Genomic DNA, 24,929 nt, shown 5'->3' with positions numbered 1-24,929 from the left:
AATCATACAGTATGCCCTTGGGCACAAAGTATGAACTGGGACTGTCTTTCCCAGCTTCGGAGGTAAAAAATGTCAGATTCACCAATCAAATATCGTTTGATTAAGAAAGAAAAACACACAGGAGCTCGTCTGGGAGAAATCATCACTCCCCACGGTACCTTCCCGACGCCTATGTTTATGCCAGTTGGAACTCAAGCCACTGTCAAAACTCAGTCGCCTGAAGAATTGAAGGAGATGGGTTCGGGAATTATCCTATCAAACACCTATCACTTGTGGCTTCGTCCTGGAGATGAACTCATTGCACGCGCTGGTGGTCTCCACAAGTTCATGAATTGGGACCAGCCTATTTTGACAGATAGTGGTGGTTTCCAGGTTTATTCTCTAGCAGATAGCCGCAATATCACAGAAGAAGGAGTAACCTTTAAAAATCATCTCAATGGTTCTAAGATGTTCCTATCACCAGAAAAAGCCATTTCTATTCAGAACAATCTGGGCTCAGACATCATGATGTCCTTTGACGAATGTCCCCAGTTTTATCAACCTTATGACTACGTTAAGAAATCGATCGAGCGTACCAGCCGTTGGGCTGAGCGTGGTTTGAAGGCTCACCGTCGTCCACATGACCAAGGGTTATTTGGGATTGTGCAGGGGGCAGGATTTGAAGACCTGCGTCGCCAATCGGCTCATGATCTTGTCAGCATGGACTTCCCAGGCTACTCTATCGGTGGTTTGGCGGTGGGAGAAACCCACGAAGAGATGAATGCGGTCTTGGACTTCACAACCCAACTGCTACCTGAAAATAAACCTCGCTATTTGATGGGGGTGGGAGCGCCAGATAGCTTGATTGATGGAGTGATTCGTGGTGTAGATATGTTTGACTGTGTCTTGCCGACTCGTATCGCTCGTAATGGTACTTGTATGACCAGTCAGGGACGTTTGGTTGTCAAAAATGCCCAGTTTGCTGAGGACTTTACACCACTGGATCCTGAATGTGATTGCTACACATGTAAGAACTATACACGCGCCTACCTTCGTCACCTCCTCAAGGCTGATGAAACCTTTGGTATTCGCTTGACTAGCTACCACAATCTTTACTTCTTGCTTAACTTGATGAAGCAAGTGCGACAAGCCATCATGGATGACAATCTCTTAGAATTCCGTGAGTATTTTGTTGAAAAATATGGCTATAATAAGTCAGGACGTAATTTCTAAAACGGAATAGATATAAGCTAAAAATCCTAAGTTTTCTCTTAGGATTTTTCTTCTTTTTTTGATAGAATAAAGTGTACAATGAAAGGAAGAATAAACTCGTATGCGCATTAAATGGTTTTCCTTGATTAGGATTACAGGTTTACTTTTGGTACTCTTGTATCACTTCTTTCAGACCATCTTTCCTGGAGGATTTTTCGGGGTAGATGTCTTTTTCACATTTTCAGGTTTCTTGATTACGGCTCTACTCATCGAAGAATTTTCTAAAAATCATGAAATTGATTTGGTTGGATTTTTTAGGAGACGCTTTTATCGGATTGTGCCACCTGTGGTTTTGATGGTCTTGGTCACCATGCCCTTTACCTTCCTAGTTCGCCAAGATTATGTGGCTGGAATTGGGGGGCAGATTGCGGGTGTTTTAGGCTTTATGACCAACTTCTATGAACTTCTAACAGGTGGGAGTTATGAATCACAGTTCATTCCTCATTTGTTTGTTCATAATTGGAGCTTGGCTGTTGAGGTGCACTACTATATCCTCTGGGGATTGGCAGTTTGGTTCTTATCTAAACAGTCCAGATCAAATGGTCAGTTGCGAGGAATGGTCTTTCTCTTATCTGCTGCTGCCTTCTTGATCAGCTTCTTCTCCATGTTTATTGGTAGTTTTCTAGTAACCTCTTATTCCTCTGTTTACTTCTCCAGTTTAACTCATGTCTATCCATTCTTTTTGGGAAGTGTGTTAGCAACTATCGTAGGCGTTCGTCAGACGACTTCCCTAGTTAAGCAGTTGGATAAAATCTGGGATTTACGCAAGACTCTTTTAGTTTTTGGGGGAGGTTTTGGATTCTTACTCATTTTGACCTTCTTTGTCAAATTTACCTATCTCTTTGCCTATCTTATCGGCTTCTTGCTTACCAGCCTTGCAGCCCTAGCTATGATTCTGGCGGCGCGTGTCTTACATGAAAAGACTCCTAACGTGCAGGAGCCAAAGATTATCAGCTTTTTAGCGGATACTAGCTATGCGGTTTATCTTTTCCATTGGCCTTTCTATATCATATTCTCACAGTTGACATCAAATCTTCTTGCTGTATTATTGACTCTGATTTGTTCTTATGGATTTGCCAGTCTTTCATTTTATGTATTGGAGCCGTGGATTGCAGGCAAGAACACACCTGTTTTACAAACTCTTCGTCCCCTGCCTTATATTCACGCAATTCTTGCAACAAGTACAGGAATCTTGGCCTTCATTGTCCTCTTAGTGACTTTGTTGGCACCACAAGTGGGAGCTTTTGAGACAGACTTAACTGTCAATGGTTTGAAGCAAGCTGCAACAAATATTAGCCAAACCAAGGTGATGACAGAACGAGCAGAAGCTGATAGTTTAGGAATTGCTGATGGCACTATGTTAATTGGTGACTCAGTGGCTCTAAGAGCTAATACAGCCCTGCAGACAGCCCTTCCAGGGGCACAGATTAATGCTCAGGTCAGCAGAACAACCAAGACTGCCAATGAAATCATGCTAAATAATAGCCAGAATAAATTTTTACCTAAGATGGTAGTCATTGCAACTGGGGTAAATAATCCTGAAAATTATAAGGAAGACTGGGACAGTATCGTGAAAAATCTTCCTAAGGGACACCATATGATTTTGGTGACTCCTTATGAAGGAGATAAGACAAAAGAGACCTATGCAATCGTTGAGAAGGCGGCTGCCTATATGAGAGAATTGGCAGAGAAGACTCCTTATATCACCATTGCTGATTGGAATCAAGTTGCTAAGGAACATCCAGAGATCTGGACAGGAACAGACCAAGTCCATTTCGGAAGTGACACTAGCAAAATTGAAGCAGGAGCAAAATTGTATGCAGAGACCATTGCTACAGCTTTGCAAACAGCTCAAGACAAGCCAGTCAAATCAAAATAACGTGTATTTAAAAGAGAAGAGTTGGAAAAATCCAGCTCTTTTAAAATATCTCTAGAAAATAGGTCTATACCATTTACAAATGAATCAGAAAGGTTTATAATGTAATTGACATAATAAATATCAAAAGTAATCTTTTAAGGAGGTCATTATTATGCCTAATTACGTTAAAGCGGATCAGTTTTTCTATCCATTTGGCATTCGTCGCGGTGGGTACTTAGAACTTGTTGATGGCAAATTTGGGAAACATGTGGATCAAATTCCTGAAGGAGCAGAGGTTCTTGACTATACTGGTTATAGCATTGCACCAGGTCTTGTGGATACTCATATTCATGGATATGCAGGTGTAGATGTGATGGACAACAACATTGAAGGTACATTGCATACTATGAGTGAAGGACTTCTTAGTACCGGTGTTACCAGTTTCTTGCCCACAACTTTAACAGCCACTTATGAGCAATTGCTTGCAGTCACTGAAAATCTTGGAAACCATTATAAAGAAGCAACAGGTGCTAAGATTCGTGGGATTTATTATGAAGGTCCATATTTCACAGAAACTTTTAAGGGGGCACAAAATCCAACTTATATGAGAGACCCGGGTGTTGAGGAGTTTCATTCTTGGCAGGATGCTGCAAAAGGGATGCTAAATAAAATCGCTATTGCACCAGAACGTGATGGGGTGGAAGATTTTGTACGTACTATTACAGGTGAAGGTGTGACAGTTGCACTTGGACACTCAGATGCGACATTTGAACAAGCTAAGAAGGCAGTTGATGCTGGAGCTAGTGTATGGGTACATGCCTATAATGGGATGCGTGGTTTAACACACCGCGAACTAGGTATGGTAGGAGCTATGTATGAGCTCCCACATACTTACGCAGAATTGATTTGTGATGGTTATCACGTAGATCCAAAAGCTTGTGAGATTTTACTTAAGCAAAAGGGGACAGAAAACATCGCTCTTATTACGGACTGTATGACAGCTGGTGGGCTTGAAGACGGTGACTATATGTTGGGAGAATTCCCTGTTGTAGTAGCAAATGGAACTGCACGTCTCAAATCTACTGGTAATTTGGCAGGTTCTATCCTCAAACTTAAAGATGGTATGAGAAATGTAGTTGAGTGGGGTATTGCAAATCCGCATGAAGCAGTCATGATGGCCAGCCTTAACCCAGCTAAATCCGTTCATATCGACGATGTCTGTGGTCAAATCCGTGAAGGCTACGACGCAGACTTTATCGTATTAGATAAAGATTTGGAATTGGTAGCAACCTATCTAGATGGTGTGAAACGTTATCAAGCATAAGAGAGAAGGCAGAAGTTAGTGACTAGCTTCTGCTTTTTTATCTATATTGCTTTACCGGTAAATAAAAAAGTTAAAAAAATCACAAAAAAACTTGAAGAAACAAATGAAAAGGCTTACAATTATGTTATAAATAGTACAAATAAAAAAACGGAGGAGTGCTTTATGAAAGCCTATACTTATGTTAAACCAGGACTTGCTTCTTTTGTTGATGTAGACAAACCAGTTATTCGCAAGCCAACAGACGCTATTGTGCGTATCGTAAAAACCACTATTTGTGGAACAGACCTCCATATTATCAAAGGGGATGTTCCTGCTTGCCAAAGTGGTACCATTCTTGGTCACGAAGGGATTGGGATTGTTGAAGAAGTTGGGGAAGGAGTTTCGAACTTCAAAAAAGGCGACAAGGTCTTGATTTCTTGTGTCTGTGCCTGTGGTAAATGCTACTACTGTAAAAAAGGAATTTATGCCCACTGTGAAGACGAAGGGGGCTGGATTTTCGGTCACCTGATTGATGGTATGCAGGCTGAATATTTACGTGTCCCTCATGCAGATAACACTCTTTACCATACTCCAGAAGACTTGTCAGATGAAGCTTTAGTTATGCTATCAGACATTCTACCTACTGGATATGAAATTGGTGTCTTGAAAGGGAAAGTAGAACCTGGTTGCAGCGTAGCCATTATTGGTTCAGGTCCAGTTGGATTGGCTGCACTTTTGACAGCTCAATTCTATTCACCAGCTAAATTGATTATGGTGGACTTAGACGATAACCGCTTGGAAACTGCTATATCATTTGGTGCGACTCACAAGGTTAATTCTTCAGACCCTGAAAAAGCCATTAAAGAAATTTATGATTTGACAGATGGTCGTGGTGTGGATGTTGCTATCGAAGCTGTTGGTATTCCTGCAACATTTGATTTCTGTCAAAAGATTATCGGTGTAGACGGAACAGTTGCCAACTGTGGTGTGCATGGTAAACCAGTTGAATTCGATTTGGACAAACTTTGGATTCGCAACATCAATGTAACAACTGGTTTGGTATCTACAAATACAACTCCACAATTGTTGAAAGCACTTGAAAGTCATAAGATTGAACCAGAAAAATTGGTAACTCATTATTTCAAACTAAGTGAAATTGAAAAAGCCTATGAAGTTTTCAGTAAAGCGGCAGACCACCATGCCATTAAGGTCATCATCGAAAACGATATTTCAGAAGCTTAAGTAGTAAAAACATTTTGGAACATAAGCAAATAGAAATTCAGTCATCATAGGATGGCTGGATTTTTTATCAAAAAATTAAGAAATGAGCATATTTCTTTCCTTGTTTAGCGGAATTGGTTATAATATACGGTACAAAGGAATGAATGAATATGTATCGTGTTATAGAAATGTACGGAGATTTTGAACCGTGGTGGTTCTTAGAAGGTTGGGAAGAAGATATTGTAGCTAGTAAGAAATTTGACCAGTATTATGATGCTCTCAAATACTATAAAACTTGCTGGTTTAGATTGGAACAAGAATCCCCTCTTTATAAAAGTAGAAGTGATTTGATGACTATTTTTTGGGATCCAGAAGACCAACGCTGGTGTGATGAATGTGATGAATATTTACAACAATACCATTCTTTGGCTCTTTTACAGGATGAGCAGATTATCCCAGATGAAAAATTACGTCCAGGCTATGAAAAACAAACAGGTAAGGAAAGGCACCGTTCTTGCCGTATGAAATTAAAATAGAGAAAAAGTAACTTTTTTGGAGTTGCTTTTTTTATTTTTCCAAATCTTTGCGAATAGTATAGGTGAGGAGGTAAGTATGGTTCAAGAAATTGCACAAGAAATCATTCGTTCGGCTCGGAAAAAAGGGGCACAAGACATTTATTTTGTTCCTAAGTTAGACGCTTATGAGCTTCATATGAGGGTCGGAGACGAGCGCTGTAAAATCGGTTGTTATGATTTTGAAAAGTTTGCGGCCGTCATCAGTCACTTTAAGTTTGTGGCGGGTATGAATGTGGGAGAAAAACGACGTAGTCAGCTTGGTTCCTGTGACTATGCCTATGACGATAAGATGGCATCACTACGTTTATCTACCGTAGGCGATTATAGAGGGCATGAGAGTTTAGTTATTCGTTTGTTGCATGATGAGGAGCAGGATTTGCATTTTTGGTTTCAGGATATTGAAGAACTGGGCAAGCAGTACAGGCAACGGGGACTTTATCTTTTTGCTGGTCCAGTCGGTAGTGGCAAGACAACCTTGATGCATGAATTAGCTAAGTCCCTTTTTAAGGGGCAACAAGTCATGTCCATCGAAGATCCTGTCGAAATCAAGCAGGACGACATGCTCCAGTTGCAGTTGAATGAGGCGATTGGGCTGACCTATGAAAATCTGATAAAACTTTCCTTACGTCATCGGCCTGATCTCTTGATTATCGGAGAAATTCGAGACAGCGAGACGGCGCGTGCAGTGGTCAGAGCTAGTTTGACAGGGGCGACAGTCTTTTCAACCATTCACGCCAAGAGTATTCGAGGTGTTTATGAGCGCCTGCTAGAGTTGGGTGTGAGTGAGGAGGAATTGGCAGTCGTTTTGCAGGGAGTCTGCTATCAAAGATTAATCGGGGGAGGAGGAATCGTTGACTTTGCAAACAAAGACTATCAAGAACACCATCCAACTAGCTGGAATGAACAGATTGACCAGCTTCTTAAAGATGGACATATCACAAGTCTTCAGGCTGAAACGGAAAAAATTAGCTACAGCTAAGCAAAAAAATATCATCACCTTGTTTAACAATCTTTTTTCCAGCGGTTTTCATCTGGTGGAGATCATATCCTTTTTAGATAGGAGTGCTTTGTTGGACAAGCAGTGTGTGACTCAGATGCGCACGGGCTTGTCTCAGGGGAAATCATTCTCAGAAATGATGGAAAGTTTGGGATTTTCAAGTGCCATTGTCACTCAGTTATCCCTAGCTGAAGTTCATGGAAATCTCCACCTGAGTTTGGGAAAGATAGAAGAGTATCTAGACAATCTAGCCAAGGTCAAGAAAAAATTAATTGAAGTAGCGACCTATCCCTTGATTTTGCTGGGATTTCTTCTCTTAATCATGCTGGGGCTACGTAACTACCTACTACCACAACTGGATAGTAGTAATATTGCCACCCAAATCATTGGCAATCTGCCACAAATCTTTTTAGGAATGGCAGGGTTTGTCTCAGTAGGTGTCCTTTTAGCACTAACTTTTTATAAAAGAAGTTCTAAGATGCGCGTCTTTTCTATCTTAGCGCGTCTTCCCTTCCTTGGAATCTTTGTTCAGACTTATTTGACAGCTTATTATGCGCGTGAGTGGGGGAATATGATTTCGCAGGGAATGGAGTTGACGCAGATTTTTCAGATCATGCAAGAACAGGGTTCTCATCTCTTTAAAGAAATCGGTCAAGATTTGGCTCAAGCCCTACAAAATGGTCAGGAATTTTCTCAGACTATAGGAACCTATCCTTTCTTTAAGAAGGAGTTGAGTCTCATCATCGAGTATGGGGAAGTCAAGTCCAAGCTGGGGAGTGAGTTGGAAATCTATGCTGAAAAAACTTGGGAAGCCTTTTTTACCCGAGTTAACCGCACCATGAATTTGGTGCAGCCACTGGTTTTTATCTTTGTGGCACTGATTATCGTTTTACTTTATGCGGCAATGCTCATGCCCATGTATCAAAATATGGAGGTAAATTTTTAACATGAAAAAAATGATGACATTCTTGAAAAAAGCGAAAGTGAAGGCTTTTACACTTGTGGAGATGTTGGTGGTCTTGCTCATCATCAGCGTGCTTCTCTTGCTCTTTGTACCTAATCTGACCAAGCAAAAAGAAGCAGTCAACGACAAAGGAAAAGCTGCTGTTGTTAAGGTGGTGGAAAGCCAGGCAGAGCTTTATAGCTTAGATAAAAATGAAGATGCTAGCCTAAGCAAGTTACAAGCAGATGGGAGAATCACAGAAGAACAGGCTAAAGCTTATAAAGAATACCATGCTAAACAAAATACCAGTCAAACCGTTGCAGATTAAGGCCTTTACCATGCTTGAAAGTCTCTTGGTTTTGGGTCTTGTGAGTATCCTTGCCTTGGGCTTGTCAGGCTCTGTACAGTCCACTTTTGCGGCGGTAGAGGAGCAGATTTTCTTTATGGAGTTTGAAGAACTTTATCGGGAAACTCAAAAACGCAGTGTAGCCAGTCAGCAAAAGATTAGTCTGAATTTAGATGAGCAGACGATTAGCAATGGCAGTCAAAAGCTGACAGTTCCTAAAGGGATTCAGGCACCATCAGGTCAAAGTATTACATTTGATCGAGCTGGGGGCAATTCGTCCCTGGCTAAGGTTGAATTTCAGACCAGCAAAGGAGCGATTCGCTATCAATTATATCTAGGAAATGGAAAAATTAAACGCATTAAGGAAACAAAAAATTAGGGCAGTGATTTTACTGGAAGCAGTAGTTGCTCTAGCTATCTTTGCCAGTATTGCTACCCTCCTTTTGGGACAAATTCAGAAAAATAGACAAGAAGAAGCAAAAATCTTGCAAAAGGAAGAAGTCTTGAGGGTAGCTAAGATGGCACTGCAGACAGGTCAAAATCAGGTAAACGTAAACGGAGTTGAGATTCAGGTGTTTTCTAGTGAAAAGGGATTGGAGGTTTATCATGGTTCAGAACAGTTGTTGGCTATCAAAGAGCAATAAGGTCAAGGCTTTTACCTTGTTAGAATCTCTGATTGCCCTCATTGTCATCAGTGGAAGCTTACTCCTCTTTCAAGCCATGAGTCAGCTCCTTATTTCAGAAGTTCGCTACCAGCAACAAAGCGAGCAAAAGGAGTGGCTCTTGTTTGTGGACCAGTTGGAGGCAGAATTAGACCGTTCGCAGTTTGAAAAAGTGGAAGGCAATCGCATTTATATGAAGCAAGATGGCAAGGACATCGCTATCGGTAAGTCCAAGTCAGACGATTTTCGTAAAACAGATGCCAGTGGACGGGGTTATCAGCCGATGGTTTATGGCCTCAAATCCGCACAGATTACAGAGGACAATCAAGTGGTTCGTTTTCGTTTCCAGTTCCAAAAAGGCTTAGAAAGGGAGTTCATCTATCGTGTGGAAAAAGAAGAAAGTTAAGGCAGGTGTTCTCCTCTATGCGGTCACCATAGCAGCCATCTTTAGTCTTTTGTTACAATTTTACTTGAACCGACAAGTCGCCCACCATCAAGACTATGCTTTGAATAAAGAAAAGTTAATCGCTTTTGCTATGGCCAAGCGAACCAAAGATAAGGTTGAGCAAGAAAGTGGAGAACAGGTTTATAACCTAGGTCAGGTGAGCTATCAAAATAAGAAAACAAGCTTGGTGACAAGGGTTCGTACGTCTAAGAGTCAATATGAATTCCTACTTCCCTCAGTCAAAATCAAAGAAGAGAAAACAGAGAAAAAGGAAAAGGTAGCGACCGATCCAAGCGAAAAAGTGGAGAAGAAAAAATCAGAAAAGAAGCCTGAAAAGAAAGAGAATTCCTAGCCAACCAAGCTACTTTGTGCTAAACTAAAAATATGAAACATGATTTTAACCACAAAGCAGAAACTTTCGATTCCCCTAAAAATATCTTCCTTGCAAACTTGGTTTGTCAAGCAGTCGAGAAACAGATTGATCTTCTATCAGACAAAGAAATTTTGGATTTTGGTGGAGGGACGGGTCTGTTAACCTTGCCCCTAGCCAAGCAGGCCAAGTCTGTAACATTGGTGGATATTTCGGAGAAAATGCTGGAGCAAGCTCGTTTGAAAGCGGAGCAGCAAGACATCAAGAATATCCAGTTTTTGGAGCAAGATTTGCTGAAAAATCCCTTGGAAAAAGAGTTTGATTGCATTGTCGTTAGTCGGGTTCTTCACCATATGCCTGATCTGGATGCGGCTCTCTCACTGTTTCATCAACATTTGAAGGAAGATGGACAACTCCTACTTGCTGATTTTACTAAGACAGAAGCTAACCATCATGGATTTGAATTGCCTGAACTGGAAAACAAGCTAACCCAGTTTGGTTTTTCATCTGTGCATAGTCAGATCCTCTATAGCGCTGAAGACCTGTTTCAAGGAAATTACTCAGAACTCTTTTTAACAGTAGCTCAAAAATCACTCGCCTAGTCAGGGAGTGATTTTTCTATAAGGATGGAAAAAAGAAGGGAAATTTGATAAGATAGGAATATGGATTTTGAAAAAATTGAACAAGCTTATACGTATTTACTAGAGAATGTCCAAGTCATCCAAAGTGATTTGGCGACCAATTTTTATGATGCCTTGGTGGAGCAAAACAGCATTTATCTGGATGGTGAGACTGAGTTAGAGCAGGTCAAGGAGAACAATCAAGCCCTTAAGCGTTTAGCGCTACGCAAAGAAGAATGGCTCAAGACCTACCAGTTTCTCTTGATGAAGGCTGGGCAAACAGAACCCTTGCAGGCCAATCACCAGTTTACACCAGATGCTATTGCTTTACTTTTGGTGTTTATTGTGGAGGAATTGTTTAAAGAGGAGGAAATCACTATCCTCGAAATGGGTTCTGGCATGGGGATTCTGGGCGCTACTTTCTTAACCTCTCTTGCTAAGAAAGTGGATTATTTGGGAGTGGAAGTAGATGATTTGCTGATTGATCTGGCAGCTAGCATGGCAGATGTGATTGGTTTGCAGGCTGGCTTTGTCCAAGGAGATGCCGTTCGTCCACAAATGCTCAAAGAAAGCGATGTGGTCATCAGCGACTTGCCTGTCGGTTATTATCCTGATGATGCCGTTGCGTCGCGCCATCAAGTTGCTTCAAGTCAAGAACATACCTACGCCCATCACTTGCTCATGGAACAAGGGCTTAAGTATCTCAAGTCAGACGGATACGCTATTTTTCTAGCTCCGAGTGATTTGTTGACCAGCCCTCAAAGTGATTTGTTGAAAGGCTGGTTGAAAGAGGAGGCAAGTTTGGTTGCTATGATCAGTCTGCCTGAAAATCTCTTTGCTAATGCTAAACAATCCAAGACGATTTTTATCTTACAGAAGAAAAGTGAAATAGCAGTGGAGCCTTTTGTTTATCCACTTGCTAGCTTGCAAGATGCAAGTGTTTTAATGAAATTTAAAGAAAATTTTCAAAAATGGACTCAAGGTACTGAAATATAAAATAGATTTTGTTATAATAGATGAAAACGCTTAAAAAGGGGTATCATGTTATGACAAAAACAATTGCAATCAATGCAGGAAGTTCAAGTTTGAAATGGCAATTATACTTAATGCCAGAAGAAAAAGTATTGGCGAAAGGTTTGATTGAACGTATCGGTTTGAAAGATTCAATTTCAACTGTAAAATTTGACGGCCGTTCTGAACAACAAATTTTGGATATCGAAAATCACACACAAGCTGTTAAAATTTTATTGGATGACTTGATTCGTTTCGATATTATCAAGGCTTATGACGAGATTACAGGTGTTGGACACCGTGTTGTTGCTGGTGGAGAATATTTCAAAGAATCAACAGTCGTTGAGGGAGATGTTTTAGAAAAAGTTGAAGAGTTGAGCTTGTTGGCTCCTCTCCACAATCCAGCCAATGCAGCAGGTGTTCGCGCCTTCAAGGAATTGTTGCCAGATATTACCAGTGTAGTTGTTTTTGATACTTCATTCCACACAAGTATGCCAGAGAAAGCTTATCGCTACCCTCTACCAACAAAATATTACACAGAAAACAAGGTTCGTAAATACGGTGCTCACGGTACAAGCCATCAGTTTGTAGCAGGAGAAGCAGCAAAACTCTTGGGCCGTCCATTAGAAGACTTGAAATTGATTACTTGCCACATCGGTAATGGTGCTTCTATTACAGCTGTTAAGGGTGGTCAATCTGTGGATACTTCAATGGGCTTCACTCCACTTGGTGGTGTGATGATGGGAACTCGTACAGGGGATATTGACCCAGCCATCATTCCTTACTTAATGCAATATACAGAGGACTTTAACACGCCCGAAGACATTAGTCACGTTCTTAATCGTGAATCAGGACTAATGGGGGTTTCAGGTAAATCTAGTGATATGCGTGATGTGATTGCTGCTATGGAAGAAGGGGATCACGATGCCACTTTAGCCTATGAAATGTATGTTGATCGTATCCAAAAACATATCGGTCAATACCTTGCAGTCTTAAATGGAGCAGATGCTATTATCTTTACTGCAGGTATCGGTGAAAATGCTGCAAACGTACGTGAAGATGTTATTTCAGGTATCTCTTGGTTCGGCTGTGATGTTGACCCAGAAAAGAACGTCTTTGGTGTGACAGGAGACATCTCAACAGAGGCAGCGAAAATCCGTGTCTTGGTTATTCCAACAGATGAAGAATTGGTCATTGCCCGTGACGTTGAACGCTTGAAAAAATAACTAAAATCAGAAAAAATATTCAGTACAAGGAGTTGGAAAAGAGATTTTTCCAGCTTCTTTTTCTGATGGAAATGTCCAAAACCTTGCTATGATTGGCTTTTTTGAAAAATATGGTATAATAGTAGTAATTTAATAGATGGAGTTGAGTTTTGAAGAAAAACTTTCGTGTAAAAAGAGAGAAAGATTTTAAGGCGATTTTCAAGGAGGGGACAAGTTTTGCCAATCGCAAATTTGTTGTCTACCAACTAGAAAACCATAAAAACCATTTTCGAGTAGGTCTATCAGTTAGCAAAAAGCTTGGGAATGCCGTCACTAGAAATCAAATTAAGCGACGAATTAGACATATTATCCAGAATGCAAAAGGGAGTCTGGTAGAAGATGTCGATTTTGTTGTCATTGCTCGAAAAGGGGTTGAAAACTTAGGATACGCAGAGATGGAGAAAAATCTACTCCACGTATTAAAATTATCAAAGATTTATCAGGAAGGAAATGGGAGTGAAAAAGAAACTACAGTTGACTAGTTTGCTAGGACTGTCTCTATTGATCATGACAGCTTGTGCGACAAATGGGACAACTAGCGATATTACAGCCAATTCGGCTGATTTTTGGAGTAAATTTGTTTACTTCTTTGCGGAAATTATTCGCTTTTTATCGTTTGATATCAGTATCGGAGTGGGGATTATTCTCTTTACGGTCTTGATTCGTACAGTCCTCTTGCCAGTCTTTCAAGTGCAAATGGTGGCATCCAGAAAAATGCAGGAAGCTCAACCACGCATTAAGGCGCTTCGAGAACAATATCCGGGTCGTGATATGGAAAGCAGAACCAAGCTAGAGCAAGAAATGCGTAAAGTCTTTAAAGAAATGGGTGTCAGACAGTCAGATTCTCTTTGGCCGATTTTGATTCAGATGCCGGTTATCTTGGCCTTGTTCCAAGCTCTATCAAGAGTTGACTTTTTAAAGACAGGTCATTTCTTATGGATTAACCTTGGTGGTGTGGATACAACCCTTGTTCTTCCGATTTTAGCAGCTGTATTTACCTTTTTAAGCACTTGGTTGTCCAACAAAGCCTTGTCTGAGCGTAATGGGGCTACGACTGCGATGATGTATGGTATTCCAGTCTTGATTTTTATCTTTGCAGTTTATGCGCCAGGTGGAGTCGCCCTCTACTGGACAGTGTCTAATGCTTATCAAGTCTTGCAAACCTATTTCTTGAATAATCCATTCAAGATTATCGCAGAGCGCGAGGCCGTAGTACAGGCACAGAAAGATTTGGAAAATAGAAAAAGAAAAGCCAAGAAAAAGGCTCAGAAAACGAAATAATAAGGAGGAATCTGGTAATGGTAGTATTTACAGGTTCAACTGTTGAAGAAGCAATCCAGAAAGGATTGAAAGAATTAGATATTCCAAGAATGAAGGCTCATATCAAAGTCATTTCTCGTGAGAAAAAAGGGTTTCTTGGCTTATTTGGTAAAAAACCAGCCCAAGTAGATATCGATGCTATTAGTGAAACGACAGTTGTAAAAGCAAACCAACAAGCTGTAAAGGGAGTTCCAAAACAAATCAATGATTTGAATGAGCCTGTTAAAACAGTCAGTGAAGCAACGGTTGATTTGGGTCATGTTGTAGAAGCAATTAAAAAGATTGAAGAGGGAGGCCAAGGTATTTCTGATGAAGTCAAGGCTGAAATCTTAAAACATGAAAGACATGCCAGCACTATCTTGGAAGAAACTGGTCACATTGAGATCTTAAATGAATTACAACTTGAAGAAACTGCTCTCGAAGAAGTAGAAACGCCTATTATTGAAAGCCAAACTGAGCAAACTGAAAGTCAAGAACTAGAAGACTTGGGCTTGAAGGTTGAACCGAGCTTTGATATTGAACAAGTAGCTACGGAAGTAACGACTTATGTCCAAACAATCATTGATGATATGGACGTTGAAGCGACGATTTCAAATGATTATAACCGTCGTAGCATCAATTTACAAATTGATACAAATGAGCCAGGGCGTATTATTGGTTATCACGGTAAAGTCTTGAAGGCCTTACAACTATTGGCTCAAAATTATCTTTACAACCGCTATTCAAGAACCTTTTACATTACTATTAATGTCAATGATTATGTTGAACATCGTGCAGAAGTCTTGCAGACCTATGCTCAAAAATTGGCGACTCGTGTTTTAGAAGAAGGACGTAGTCATCAAACAGATCCTATGTCAAATAGCGAACGCAAGATTATCCATCGTATTATTTCACGTATGGATGGCGTGACCAGTTACTCTGAAGGTGACGAGCCTAATCGCTATGTCGTTGTAGATACAGAATAAGTAAAATCAGGGTTGACCTGATTTTTTGCTAGCTAGAGGAGATTAAATTAATGTTGAATAAGATAAGAGACTATCTAGACTTTGCAGGGATCCAGTATCGTAATCCAGATAAAGCGGTAGAAGAGCGAGAGAAGATGCTGGAATTGCGTTACAAAGGCCAAGAGGCTCGAAAGGCCTTTACAGAGTTGGCTAAAGCATTTCAAGCAAGTCGTCCAGAATGGCAACTCCAAAGAACGAGTCAGTGGATGAACCAAGCGCAGCGCTTGCGACCACACTTCTGGGCTTATATACAGCGTGAGGGGAAAGTGACAGAACCTATGTTGGCTCTTCGTTTGTATGGAGTACCCTCTGATTTTGGTGTCTCACTAGAAGTTAGTTTTATCGAGCGCAAGAAAGATGAGCAAACTTTAGGCAAGCAGGCCAAGGTCCTAGAAGTTCCAGTGGTAGAAGGGATTTATTATCTAGCCTACTCTGATGGGGAAAGTCAACGGTGGGATGCGAACGAAGAAAATCGTCAGTTCTTAGTCGAGAAGGTAGGCAGTCAAGAAATCCGAAAAGTGTTAGTTAAATCAGATGTTTCTTTTATAGAAAATCAATCATTAGAAGTGATTTTAGAAAAATTAGAAGATGCTTATGAACGCTTACTTCCCTACTATCAGGCGACTAGAGGATAGCAAATAGAATACTTATTTACGTCGAATTGTTTAATTGCTATTCTATGTATTTTTTCATATAATAGTAAAATAGAATGTGTGATTCAATAATCACCTCAAATAGAAAGGAAATTCTATGTCAAATCTATCTGTTAATGCAATTCGTTTCCTAGGTATTGACGCCATTAATAAAGCCAACTCAGGTCACCCAGGTGTGGTTATGGGAGCGGCTCCGATGGCTTACAGCCTCTTTACAAAACAACTTCGTATCAATCCAGCTAAACCAAACTGGATTAACCGCGACCGCTTTATTCTTTCAGCAGGTCATGGTTCAATGCTTCTTTATGCCCTTCTTCACCTTTCTGGTTTTAAAGATGTTAGCATGGATGAGATTAAGAGCTTCCGTCAGTGGGGTTCAAAAACACCAGGTCACCCAGAATTTGGCCATACAGCAGGAATTGATGCTACAACAGGTCCTTTAGGTCAAGGGATTTCAACTGCCACTGGTTTTGCCCAGGCAGAACGTTTCTTGGCAGCCAAATATAACCGCGAAGGCTACAATATCTTTGACCACTATACTTACGTTATCTGTGGAGACGGAGACTTGATGGAAGGTGTCTCAAGTGAGGCGGCTTCATACGCAGGCTTGCAAAAACTAGATAAGTTGGTTGTCCTTTATGATTCAAATGATATCAACTTGGATGGTGAGACAAAGGATTCCTTTACAGAAAGTGTTCGTGACCGTTACAATGCCTACGGTTGGCATACTGCCTTGGTAGAAGATGGAACAGACTTGGAAGCAATCCAAGCTGCTATCGAAACAGCTAAAGCTTCAGGCAAACCATCTTTGATTGAAGTGAAGACGGTTATTGGATACGGTTCTCCAAACAAACAAGGAACTAATGCCGTACACGGTGCTCCTCTTGGAGCAGATGAAACTGCAGCAACTCGTCAAGCCCTTGGTTGGGACTACGAACCATTTGAAATCCCAGAACAAGTATATGCTGATTTCAAAGAACATGTTGCAGACCGTGGTGCATCAGCTTATGAAGCATGGGCAAAACTAGTCGCAGATTACAAAGAAGCGCATCCAGAATTGGCTGCAGAAGTAGAAGCCATCATCGATGGACGCGATCCAGTTGAAGTGACTCCAGCAGACTTCCCAGCCTTAGAAAATGGCTTCTCTCAAGCAACTCGTAATTCAAGCCAAGATGCCTTGAATGTTGTGGCAGCTAAGTTACCAACCTTCCTAGGTGGATCAGCTGACCTTGCTCACTCAAACATGACTTATATCAAGACTGACGGACTTCAAGACGATGCCAACCGCTTGAACCGCAACATTCAGTTTGGTGTTCGTGAATTTGCCATGGGAACAATCTTGAACGGGATGGCCCTTCACGGTGGACTTCGTGTGTACGGTGGTACTTTCTTCGTCTTCTCTGACTATGTGAAAGCAGCTGTCCGCTTGTCAGCCTTGCAAGGACTTCCTGTGACTTATGTCTTTACCCACGATTCAATCGCGGTTGGGGAAGACGGCCCAACGCACGAACCAGTTGAACACTTAGCAGGTCTTCGTGCTATGCCAAATCTAAATGTTTTCCGTCCAGCAGATGCGCGTGAAACTCAAGCAGCTTGGTACCTTGCAGTGACAAGTGAGAAAACACCAACTGCACTTGTCTTGACACGCCAAAACTTGACTGTCGAAGAGGGAACAGACTTTGACAAGGTTGCAAAAGGTGCTTATGTTGTCTATGAAAATGCAGCAGACTTTGATACAATCTTGATTGCGACAGGTTCAGAGGTCAATCTTGCTGTCTCAGCAGCCAAAGAATTGGCTAGTCAAGGAGCAAAAGTCCGTGTAGTCAGCATGCCATCTACAGATGTCTTTGATAAACAAGATGCATCTTACAAGGAAGAGATTCTTCCAAATGCAGTCCGCCGTCGTGTTGCAGTCGAAATGGGTGCAACTCAAAATTGGTACAAATATGTTGGTCTTGATGGTGCCGTTCTCGGTATTGATACCTTCGGAGCCTCTGCCCCAGCACCAAAAGTATTGGCAGAATATGGCTTTACTGTAGAAAATCTAGTAAAAGTCGTTCAAAACTTGAAATAATCCTAAAAATCAGGGCGCAAGCTCTGGTTTTTTATGACCGATGATACTAGTTTAGGAATATCAGCTAAGAACCGAAACCTAAGAACTGAAATAAAGAAAGCGTATTCATTTTCTTTGACTTTAACAATGTTTTGTAGTAAAATATAAGCGAAGATAACCTGAAAGATAAACTATAAGAAAAGTCAATAGTTTTATCTAAAATATTTCTTAATTCAATTTGATGATTTTAGAGCACGGCAAAAAGCCCTTTAAAAAGTCCATTTTTCAAAGGTAATCTAGTGTCAATTTCAGAAGCCACATCACTTTTTGTTCGTCAAAGGGTAGTTCGTTTTTTAGGAGATAAAACGTCTATGCGTCATCAAACTCATTACCAATTGAAACAAAAAAATGTGGTTAGAGCCTTTCAGAAATCGTCAAGCGATTGGAGGAAATGAACTAATCCACAGTGGCTTATTCCAAGTATACCACTTGGGCTTTGGCAGTAGCTAACTGCACTAAATATAATATAAGGAGGTTTAAAGTAGAGATTATCGGTCGCTAGTGTTCTATATTTGGTTTCGTAATGAGGAGGTAATGATTATGAAACGTTTAAATATTGCTATACTTTTTCTCATCAGTTTATTTGTTATAAGTATTAATTTTCATAGTACTGTTCAAGCTGACGAACAAAAAAACTACGCTATTTCTTTAAATGACTCTTCTTCAACCGAGGTGAGTAAAAATGACATAATAAACGATTATATAAAAAATACTGGAGTAAGCTATGAAGAGGCATCTCGATTGTTATTTCCTAGCAGCAGGATGAGATCAGTTAATACTGCTGGAGTAGATAGTGTTTCTTACGTACGTCTAGCAAGTTCTTTTCAAGATGACACATTATATGATTCTGTCCCTGGAGATGCAGGGAAAGTCTATTTTTATTGCGAAGTAAGTAAAAGTGGTTGGTTTAGAGGAATAAAAAGAATCATTTATGCTGGATACAATGCAGGCGATTTAGTATTTAGTGGTAATTTCCAATACGCATTGCCTGATGCAAATCGTATTCACTATACTCTTAGTGGGGGACTATATAGCACAACCACAACTACTGTTTCTACAGGAGGAAGCATTGGTATAGGGGAAGCAGGTAGTGTAAACATACAAGTTTCTCAAACCTCAAATTACAAGAGATCTTTGTACTATCATGGAGATAGATATTATTAGAAAGGCAAAAGATGAAAAAAATGATTTTACAGATGATATGGGCCATTTTAGTTCCATTCATCTCTTTAATATTGTGTAGAAATTTGAGTGTATTAACTTTAACCACAGATGCATTATTTTTCATGTTTTTTATCTTTTTTTCTATTGCTCAATGGATAGCTATTTTTGTGTGGGTAATAAATGAACTTTCTAAATATTTGAAAAAGAAATAAGATGTTACCCGAGAACGGTGAGGCAGTTTCTGCTTTGCCGTTTTTTATCTGCAATGCGATAGCATACAATAATCGTTGCACTGTTATCATATTTATTATACAATAAATAATGAAAAGAATTTTGGTGAAGGAGGGTTGTGGGATTCTAATTGTTTTTGAACATCATGAGTGTCACATACAAAGTTTTTAATTGGCATAAAAACAAGGTACAATCTTGTAAAAGTAGCTGAAATTTGATATAGTAGTCCTATGTAAAAGACAAAGGAGAATATAATGGAATCACAATATACATTTTTAATCATTCTTGTGGCTATGGTGGGCTTGATGTTCTTTACGCAACGCTCTCAAAAGAAACAAGCACAAAAGCGTATGGAAAGCTTAAACAAACTACAAAAGGGCTATGAAGTGATTACAATCGGTGGACTTTATGGAACAGTCGATGAAGTAGATACAGAAAAGAAAACAATTGTTCTTGACGTAGATGGAGTTTACTTGACTTTTGAATTAGCTGCTATCAAGACAGTATTACCGCTGAAAGAAACAGCTTCACTAGAAGGCGCAATTGAAAAATAAGACGGGATTACGAACTCCCGTTTTTCTATAAAAGAAAGGAAATGGGATGAAAAAATTAGTCTTTGTCTGTCTAGGAAATATTTGCCGTAGTCCTATGGCCGAGTTTGTTATGAAATCAATGACAGATAATTACGAAATCCAAAGTCGAGCGACTTCCTCTTGGGAACATGGCAATCCAATTCATAAGGGAACTCAGGAGGTTTTTCAACAGTATCAGATTCCTTATGACAAGAATAAGACATCGCTTCAGATTAGTAAGAAAGATTTTGAAGCCTTTGATTATATTATCGGCATGGATGCTTCAAATGTTTCTGACTTACGTCAGATGTGTCCAGTAGACTGTCAAGATAAGATTTACTCATTTGCATCTGAAAGTGTACCAGATCCTTGGTATACAGGAGATTTTGAGGAAACTTATCGGCGTGTTCAAGAGGGGTGTCAAGCTTGGTTAGAACGTTTAGAAAAGGAGAGTGAAGGTGGAAAATCTTAAGAATTTTTACGAAAAGTATCGAGTGTATCTGACTCGTCCACGTTTAGAGTTTTTAGCAGTAGTTGCCATTGTTTTCTGTGCTGTACTCGTCTTTTTTCTAAATATTCCCGGAAAAGGTGTCTTAAAACTCGATAATGGAACGATTGTTTACGACGGCAGTCTTGTCCGTGGTAAAATGAATGGGCAAGGTACCATTACCTTCCAAAATGGAGACCAATATACAGGTGGTTTCAACAATGGAGCCTTCAACGGAAAAGGCACCTTTCAATCTAAAGAAGGCTGGACCTACGAAGGTGATTTTGTAAATGGTCAGGCTGAAGGAAAAGGAAAACTAACAACAGAGCAAGAAGTCGTTTATGAAGGGACTTTTAAACAAGGCGTTTTTCAACAAAAATAAAGCCTCCTTATCAAAGGAGGTATTGTTAGAATGTTAAAGTAAGCGCTTACCTGCAAATCCCTTTCTTTCCAAGTCTCTCTTCCAAGCAAGCTTGTGAAATAAAAAATATTTGAAATAAATTTCACAAACTCTAAAGAAAAAACTTGATAAGTAAAGAAAATGATAAAAAATTCACAAACAATAAAAAATTCTTTGTGAAATGTTTATGAAACTGTTTACAAAGTTGAAATAATGCGTTATAATAAACTTGTGAAAAAATTAACAAAGGATATCGATCCTTGAAAGCTATGGAGGAAAATATGGCTGATAAAAAAACTGTGACACCAGAGGAAAAGAAACTCGCTGCTGAAAAACATGTAGATGAGTTGGTGCAAAAAGCTCTCGTAGCCCTTGAAGAAATGCGTAAATTGGATCAAGAGCAAGTCGACTACATCGTTGCCAAAGCATCAGTAGCAGCTTTGGATGCCCACGGAGAATTGGCTTTACATGCCTTTGAAGAAACAGGACGTGGTGTATTTGAAGACAAAGCAACTAAGAACTTGTTTGCTTGTGAACACGTAGTAAACAACATGCGTCACACTAAAACAGTTGGCGTTATCGAAGAAGATGATGTAACGGGATTGACCCTGATTGCTGAACCGGTCGGTGTTGTTTGTGGTATCACTCCAACAACAAACCCAACATCAACAGCAATCTTCAAATCATTGATTTCATTGAAGACACGTAACCCAATCGTCTTTGCCTTCCATCCATCAGCACAAGAATCATCTGCTCATGCAGCTCGTATCGTCCGCGATGCAGCTATCGCAGCTGGTGCTCCTGAAAACTGTGTACAGTGGATCACTGAACCATCTATGGAAGCAACTAGTGCCCTTATGAACCACGAAGGTATTGCAACAATCCTTGCAACAGGTGGTAATGCTATGGTTAAAGCCGCATACTCATGTGGTAAACCAGCTCTTGGGGTAGGTGCCGGAAACGTGCCAGCTTATGTTGAAAAGTCAGCAAACATTCGTCAAGCTGCACACGATATCGTTATGTCTAAATCATTTGATAATGGTATGGTCTGTGCATCTGAACAAGCGGTTATCATTGATAAAGAAATTTACGATGAATTTGTAGCAGAGTTCAAATCTTACCACACTTACTTTGTAAACAAAAAAGAAAAAGCTCTTCTTGAAGAATTCTGCTTCGGCGTGAAAGCAAACAGCAAAAACTGTGCTGGTGCGAAATTGAACGCTGACATCGTTGGTAAACCAGCAACTTGGATTGCAGAACAAGCAGGATTTACAGTTCCAGAAGGAACAAACATTCTTGCTGCTGAATGTAAAGAAGTTGGTGAAAATGAGCCATTGACTCGTGAAAAATTGTCACCAGTTATCGCAGTTTTGAAATCTGAAAGCCGTGAAGATGGTATTACTAAGGCTCGTCAAATGGTTGAATTTAACGGTCTTGGCCACTCAGCAGCCATCCACACAGCTGACGAAGAATTGACTAAAGAATTTGGTAAAGCTGTTAAAGCTATTCGTGTTATCTGTAACTCACCTTCTACTTTCGGTGGTATCGGGGACGTTTACAATGCCTTCTTACCATCATTGACACTTGGATGTGGTTCTTACGGACGCAACTCAGTTGGGGATAACGTTAGTGCCATTAACCTCTTGAATATCAAAAAAGTCGGAAGACGGAGAAATAACATGCAATGGATGAAACTTCCTTCAAAAACATACTTTGAACGTGATTCAATTCAATACCTTCAAAAATGTCGTGACGTTGAACGTGTCATGATCGTTACTGACCATGCCATGGTAGAGCTTGGTTTCCTTGATCGTATCATCGAACAACTTGACCTTCGTCGCAATAAGGTGGTTTACCAAATCTTTGCTGATGTAGAACCAGATCCAGATATCACAACTGTAAACCGTGGTACTGAGATTATGCGTGCCTTCAAACCAGATACAATCATCGCTCTCGGTGGTGGATCTCCAATGGATGCTGCTAAAGTAATGTGGCTCTTCTACGAACAACCAGAAGTGGACTTTCGTGACCTTGTCCAAAAATTCATGGATATCCGTAAACGTGCCTTCAAATTCCCATTGCTTGGTAAGAAGACTAAATTCATCGCGATTCCAACTACATCTGGTACAGGATCTGAAGTAACACCATTTGCCGTTATCTCTGATAAAGCGAATAACCGTAAATACCCAATCGCTGACTACTCATTGACACCAACTGTGGCAATTGTAGACCCTGCTTTGGTATTGACAATTCCTGGATTTGTTGCTGCGGACACTGGTATGGACGTATTGACCCACGCGACTGAAGCTTACGTATCACAAATGGCTAGCGACTACACTGACGGTCTTGCACTTCAAGCCATCAAGCTTGTATTTGAAAACCTTGAAAGCTCAGTTAAGAATGCAGACTTCCACTCACGTGAGAAAATGCATAACGCTTCAACAATCGCTGGTATGGCCTTTGCTAATGCCTTCCTAGGTATTTCTCACTCAATGGCCCATAAGATTGGTGCGCAATTCCACACAATCCACGGTCGTACAAATGCAATCTTGCTTCCATACGTCATCCGCTACAACGGTACACGTCCAGCTAAGACAGCTACATGGCCTAAGTACAACTACTACCGTGCAGATGAAAAATACCAAGATATCGCACGCATGCTTGGACTTCCAGCTTCTACACCAGAAGAAGGGGTTGAATCTTACGCAAAAGCTGTCTACGAACTTGGTGAGCGCGTAGGTATCCAAATGAACTTCAAAGCACAAGGAATTGATGAAAAAGAATGGAAAGAACATTCTCGTGAATTGGCCTTCCTTGCTTATGAAGATCAATGCTCACCAGCTAACCCACGTCTTCCAATGGTTGACCATATGCAAGAAATCATCGAAGATTCTTACTATGGCTACAAAGAAAGACCAGGACGCCGTAAATAATCGTTTATCAGCCTAGAGGCAGGAATTTCCTGTCTCTTTTTTTGTAATTCTATTTGAAAAATGGTATAATCATCGCATATATTTATTTGAAAATCAAATCTTTTATAATCATGCGAGGGGCAAATGAACAAGATAAATGAGTTAGGGGATAAAGTGCGACTTTTAAGAGAGGAGAGAGGACTTAGTCGTCCAGTTTTTTGCGGGGATGAGTCTGAATTATCAGTCCGTCAGTTGGTGAGGATCGAAAAAGGAGAATTTCGCCCGACGATAAAAACACTAGAATACATTGCAGAACGATTAGAAATTCCGTCCTATGTCTTGATGCCAGATTATAAGGAATTACCCAAGCGTTACCAAGAATTAAAATACTTTCTTCTTCGTCATCCTGACTACGGAGACAAAGAGTTACAGGAACAGAAGGAAGAATATTTTGATGAGATTTTTGAGACCTTTTATGATGATTTGCCACGTGATGAGAAAGTGCTAGTGGATTGTCTTCAAGCTATAGATGCAGTGAGAATGACTAGTAATTCCTTATATGGAAGCAGTGTGATTGAGGACAGTCTTCAAGACTTACTATCCAGAGATGTATATAGGGCTGAGGAATTGTTGAAGTTGAGACTGTATTTTCTTTGTCAGTTAATGGATGGTTTAAACGAGGGTGAGATAAAAAAGTCTGAGCATGAAACTATTCTTTATTTTCATGACAAATTAAGTTCTCAGGTTGATAAGATAGAATTCGATTGTTTGGACTTACTTAGAGACTCCTTGTTAGCTTCTTTAACTTGTATAGAGATTATGGGGTTGCTTCATTATTTTAAGAGGGCAGTCGAGACCTTAAATAAAATAGGGCAAAAAACACGAGATTTTCAAAAACAACCGATTGTCTTGATGGTGGAGTGGAAATATTATATTCAGACGGATTATGAAACAGCCAAACAAAAGTATGAAGAAGCAAAAATGATGGCAAGGATGTTTGGCAATGAGAAGTTACTCGTTAGTTTAGATAATGAATGGGCCGAGGATCTAGAAAGATATCGTTAAAGAGTTTATAGGAGTGACATTTCTGTCATTGGAGAAATGTCGCTTTTTTGTTAAAATGAATTTTATACTCAATGAAAATCAAAGAGTAAACTAGGAAACTAGCCGCAGGCTGTACTTGAGTACGGCAAGGCGACGTTGACG

At 40.2% G+C, this 24,929-nt stretch carries 26 protein-coding genes; all 26 read left to right on the top strand.

All coding sequences use genetic code 11. From position 1 onward, the window contains the following. The first annotated feature begins 69 nt into the window (after positions 1-69). The 26 genes from tgt (at position 70) to ADI58_RS05955 (ending at position 24,788) form a co-directional block, all read left to right on the top strand. Complete coding sequence (gene tgt / locus ADI58_RS06090) at positions 70-1,212, top strand: tRNA guanosine(34) transglycosylase Tgt (RefSeq protein WP_001285237.1); 1,143 nt, start codon at positions 70-72, stop codon at positions 1,210-1,212. Between the two features lie 100 nt (positions 1,213-1,312). Further along, the gene (locus ADI58_RS06085) at positions 1,313-3,130 is read left to right on the top strand and encodes an acyltransferase family protein (protein ID WP_049521863.1); all 1,818 of its coding nucleotides are present in this window, start codon (positions 1,313-1,315) and stop codon (positions 3,128-3,130) included. A 151-nt stretch (positions 3,131-3,281) separates the two neighbouring features. Continuing rightward, positions 3,282-4,433: an N-acetylglucosamine-6-phosphate deacetylase gene (gene nagA, locus ADI58_RS06080; protein WP_001134549.1), complete on the top strand. Its 1,152-nt coding sequence runs from the start codon at positions 3,282-3,284 to the stop codon at positions 4,431-4,433. 162 nt (positions 4,434-4,595) lie between these two features. Further along, positions 4,596-5,654 carry a zinc-dependent alcohol dehydrogenase family protein gene (locus tag ADI58_RS06075; RefSeq protein ID WP_049521873.1) on the top strand — a complete coding sequence of 353 codons (1,059 nt, stop codon included), beginning with the start codon at positions 4,596-4,598 and terminating at the stop codon, positions 5,652-5,654. A gap of 149 nt (positions 5,655-5,803) precedes the next feature. Next, the gene (locus ADI58_RS06070; protein WP_049521862.1) at positions 5,804-6,169 is read left to right on the top strand and encodes a DUF1033 family protein; all 366 of its coding nucleotides are present in this window, start codon (positions 5,804-5,806) and stop codon (positions 6,167-6,169) included. A 76-nt stretch (positions 6,170-6,245) separates the two neighbouring features. Next, positions 6,246-7,187: a competence type IV pilus ATPase ComGA gene (gene comGA / locus ADI58_RS06065; protein ID WP_049521861.1), complete on the top strand. Its 942-nt coding sequence runs from the start codon at positions 6,246-6,248 to the stop codon at positions 7,185-7,187. Next, positions 7,135-8,151: a competence type IV pilus assembly protein ComGB gene (gene comGB / locus ADI58_RS06060; RefSeq protein ID WP_080982488.1), complete on the top strand. Its 1,017-nt coding sequence runs from the start codon at positions 7,135-7,137 to the stop codon at positions 8,149-8,151. Before comGA ends, comGB begins: the two co-directional genes overlap by 53 nt. A 1-nt stretch (position 8,152) precedes the next feature. Next, complete coding sequence (gene comGC / locus ADI58_RS06055; protein WP_000738641.1) at positions 8,153-8,476, top strand: comG operon protein ComGC; 324 nt, start codon at positions 8,153-8,155, stop codon at positions 8,474-8,476. Further along, the gene (gene comGD / locus ADI58_RS06050; protein ID WP_049521859.1) at positions 8,439-8,873 is read left to right on the top strand and encodes a competence type IV pilus minor pilin ComGD; all 435 of its coding nucleotides are present in this window, start codon (positions 8,439-8,441) and stop codon (positions 8,871-8,873) included. Before comGC ends, comGD begins: the two co-directional genes overlap by 38 nt. After that, a complete protein-coding gene (gene comGE, locus ADI58_RS06045; protein ID WP_173254923.1) occupies positions 8,836-9,138 on the top strand; it encodes a competence type IV pilus minor pilin ComGE in 303 nt (100 codons plus the stop codon). Before comGD ends, comGE begins: the two co-directional genes overlap by 38 nt. Next, positions 9,101-9,562: a competence type IV pilus minor pilin ComGF gene (comGF, locus tag ADI58_RS06040; protein WP_049521857.1), complete on the top strand. Its 462-nt coding sequence runs from the start codon at positions 9,101-9,103 to the stop codon at positions 9,560-9,562. The genes comGE and comGF overlap by 38 nt, the downstream gene beginning before the upstream one ends. Beyond that, the gene (gene comGG / locus ADI58_RS06035) at positions 9,540-9,953 is read left to right on the top strand and encodes a competence type IV pilus minor pilin ComGG (RefSeq protein ID WP_049521856.1); all 414 of its coding nucleotides are present in this window, start codon (positions 9,540-9,542) and stop codon (positions 9,951-9,953) included. Before comGF ends, comGG begins: the two co-directional genes overlap by 23 nt. A gap of 32 nt (positions 9,954-9,985) precedes the next feature. Beyond that, positions 9,986-10,573 (top strand): class I SAM-dependent methyltransferase, encoded by a 588-nt coding sequence (locus ADI58_RS06030; protein ID WP_049521855.1) that lies wholly within the window; start codon positions 9,986-9,988, stop codon positions 10,571-10,573. Between the two features lie 60 nt (positions 10,574-10,633). Next, positions 10,634-11,587 carry a class I SAM-dependent methyltransferase gene (locus ADI58_RS06025; RefSeq protein WP_049521854.1) on the top strand — a complete coding sequence of 318 codons (954 nt, stop codon included), beginning with the start codon at positions 10,634-10,636 and terminating at the stop codon, positions 11,585-11,587. Positions 11,588-11,637: 50 nt separating this feature from the next. Beyond that, positions 11,638-12,828: an acetate kinase gene (locus tag ADI58_RS06020; RefSeq protein ID WP_049521853.1), complete on the top strand. Its 1,191-nt coding sequence runs from the start codon at positions 11,638-11,640 to the stop codon at positions 12,826-12,828. Positions 12,829-12,977: 149 nt separating this feature from the next. Next, positions 12,978-13,349 carry a ribonuclease P protein component gene (gene rnpA / locus ADI58_RS06015; RefSeq protein WP_049521852.1) on the top strand — a complete coding sequence of 124 codons (372 nt, stop codon included), beginning with the start codon at positions 12,978-12,980 and terminating at the stop codon, positions 13,347-13,349. Next, positions 13,324-14,148, top strand: coding sequence for a membrane protein insertase YidC (locus ADI58_RS06010; RefSeq protein WP_204373718.1), 825 nt, complete (start codon positions 13,324-13,326; stop codon positions 14,146-14,148). Before rnpA ends, ADI58_RS06010 begins: the two co-directional genes overlap by 26 nt. A gap of 17 nt (positions 14,149-14,165) precedes the next feature. Further along, positions 14,166-15,152, top strand: coding sequence for an RNA-binding cell elongation regulator Jag/EloR (gene jag / locus ADI58_RS06005; RefSeq protein WP_049521850.1), 987 nt, complete (start codon positions 14,166-14,168; stop codon positions 15,150-15,152). Positions 15,153-15,202: 50 nt separating this feature from the next. After that, complete coding sequence (locus ADI58_RS06000) at positions 15,203-15,826, top strand: hypothetical protein (protein ID WP_049521849.1); 624 nt, start codon at positions 15,203-15,205, stop codon at positions 15,824-15,826. A 115-nt stretch (positions 15,827-15,941) separates the two neighbouring features. Beyond that, positions 15,942-17,918, top strand: coding sequence for a transketolase (gene tkt, locus ADI58_RS05995; protein ID WP_049521848.1), 1,977 nt, complete (start codon positions 15,942-15,944; stop codon positions 17,916-17,918). Positions 17,919-18,497: 579 nt separating this feature from the next. After that, positions 18,498-19,121 (top strand): hypothetical protein, encoded by a 624-nt coding sequence (locus ADI58_RS05985; protein WP_049521847.1) that lies wholly within the window; start codon positions 18,498-18,500, stop codon positions 19,119-19,121. A gap of 485 nt (positions 19,122-19,606) precedes the next feature. Next, positions 19,607-19,906 (top strand): preprotein translocase subunit YajC, encoded by a 300-nt coding sequence (gene yajC, locus ADI58_RS05975; protein WP_000445810.1) that lies wholly within the window; start codon positions 19,607-19,609, stop codon positions 19,904-19,906. 46 nt (positions 19,907-19,952) lie between these two features. After that, complete coding sequence (locus tag ADI58_RS05970; protein ID WP_049521845.1) at positions 19,953-20,396, top strand: low molecular weight protein-tyrosine-phosphatase; 444 nt, start codon at positions 19,953-19,955, stop codon at positions 20,394-20,396. Beyond that, positions 20,383-20,793, top strand: a complete 411-nt coding sequence (locus ADI58_RS05965) for an MORN repeat-containing protein (protein WP_049521844.1) — start codon at positions 20,383-20,385, stop codon at positions 20,791-20,793. The genes ADI58_RS05970 and ADI58_RS05965 overlap by 14 nt, the downstream gene beginning before the upstream one ends. Before the next feature lie 299 nt (positions 20,794-21,092). Next, positions 21,093-23,744, top strand: a complete 2,652-nt coding sequence (adhE, locus tag ADI58_RS05960; RefSeq protein WP_049521843.1) for a bifunctional acetaldehyde-CoA/alcohol dehydrogenase — start codon at positions 21,093-21,095, stop codon at positions 23,742-23,744. Positions 23,745-23,867: 123 nt separating this feature from the next. Further along, the gene (locus ADI58_RS05955; protein WP_049521842.1) at positions 23,868-24,788 is read left to right on the top strand and encodes a helix-turn-helix domain-containing protein; all 921 of its coding nucleotides are present in this window, start codon (positions 23,868-23,870) and stop codon (positions 24,786-24,788) included. The last annotated feature ends 141 nt before the right edge of the window (positions 24,789-24,929 follow it).

Source organism: Streptococcus mitis, assembly GCF_001074635.1.
Classification (GTDB): domain Bacteria; phylum Bacillota; class Bacilli; order Lactobacillales; family Streptococcaceae; genus Streptococcus; species Streptococcus mitis_E.
The sequence above is the reverse complement of the archived record's forward strand: the minus strand, read 5'-3'. Positions and strand labels throughout refer to the sequence as shown.

Excerpts from the sequence above, each read along its gene's own strand:
- tgt (WP_001285237.1), top strand. The coding sequence starts at position 70 with ATGTCAGATTCACCAATCAAATATCGTTTGATTAAGAAAGAAAAACAC.
- ADI58_RS06085 (WP_049521863.1), top strand. The coding sequence starts at position 1,313 with ATGCGCATTAAATGGTTTTCCTTGATTAGGATTACAGGTTTACTTTTG.
- nagA (WP_001134549.1), top strand. The coding sequence starts at position 3,282 with ATGCCTAATTACGTTAAAGCGGATCAGTTTTTCTATCCATTTGGCATT.
- ADI58_RS06075 (WP_049521873.1), top strand. The coding sequence starts at position 4,596 with ATGAAAGCCTATACTTATGTTAAACCAGGACTTGCTTCTTTTGTTGAT.
- ADI58_RS06070 (WP_049521862.1), top strand. The coding sequence starts at position 5,804 with ATGTATCGTGTTATAGAAATGTACGGAGATTTTGAACCGTGGTGGTTC.
- comGA (WP_049521861.1), top strand. The coding sequence starts at position 6,246 with ATGGTTCAAGAAATTGCACAAGAAATCATTCGTTCGGCTCGGAAAAAA.
- comGB (WP_080982488.1), top strand. The coding sequence starts at position 7,135 with ATGGACATATCACAAGTCTTCAGGCTGAAACGGAAAAAATTAGCTACA.
- comGC (WP_000738641.1), top strand. The coding sequence starts at position 8,153 with ATGAAAAAAATGATGACATTCTTGAAAAAAGCGAAAGTGAAGGCTTTT.
- comGD (WP_049521859.1), top strand. The coding sequence starts at position 8,439 with ATGCTAAACAAAATACCAGTCAAACCGTTGCAGATTAAGGCCTTTACC.
- comGE (WP_173254923.1), top strand. The coding sequence starts at position 8,836 with ATGGAAAAATTAAACGCATTAAGGAAACAAAAAATTAGGGCAGTGATT.
- comGF (WP_049521857.1), top strand. The coding sequence starts at position 9,101 with ATGGTTCAGAACAGTTGTTGGCTATCAAAGAGCAATAAGGTCAAGGCT.
- ADI58_RS06030 (WP_049521855.1), top strand. The coding sequence starts at position 9,986 with ATGAAACATGATTTTAACCACAAAGCAGAAACTTTCGATTCCCCTAAA.
- ADI58_RS06025 (WP_049521854.1), top strand. The coding sequence starts at position 10,634 with ATGGATTTTGAAAAAATTGAACAAGCTTATACGTATTTACTAGAGAAT.
- ADI58_RS06020 (WP_049521853.1), top strand. The coding sequence starts at position 11,638 with ATGACAAAAACAATTGCAATCAATGCAGGAAGTTCAAGTTTGAAATGG.
- jag (WP_049521850.1), top strand. The coding sequence starts at position 14,166 with ATGGTAGTATTTACAGGTTCAACTGTTGAAGAAGCAATCCAGAAAGGA.
- ADI58_RS06000 (WP_049521849.1), top strand. The coding sequence starts at position 15,203 with ATGTTGAATAAGATAAGAGACTATCTAGACTTTGCAGGGATCCAGTAT.
- tkt (WP_049521848.1), top strand. The coding sequence starts at position 15,942 with ATGTCAAATCTATCTGTTAATGCAATTCGTTTCCTAGGTATTGACGCC.
- ADI58_RS05985 (WP_049521847.1), top strand. The coding sequence starts at position 18,498 with ATGAAACGTTTAAATATTGCTATACTTTTTCTCATCAGTTTATTTGTT.
- yajC (WP_000445810.1), top strand. The coding sequence starts at position 19,607 with ATGGAATCACAATATACATTTTTAATCATTCTTGTGGCTATGGTGGGC.
- ADI58_RS05970 (WP_049521845.1), top strand. The coding sequence starts at position 19,953 with ATGAAAAAATTAGTCTTTGTCTGTCTAGGAAATATTTGCCGTAGTCCT.
- adhE (WP_049521843.1), top strand. The coding sequence starts at position 21,093 with ATGGCTGATAAAAAAACTGTGACACCAGAGGAAAAGAAACTCGCTGCT.
- ADI58_RS05955 (WP_049521842.1), top strand. The coding sequence starts at position 23,868 with ATGAACAAGATAAATGAGTTAGGGGATAAAGTGCGACTTTTAAGAGAG.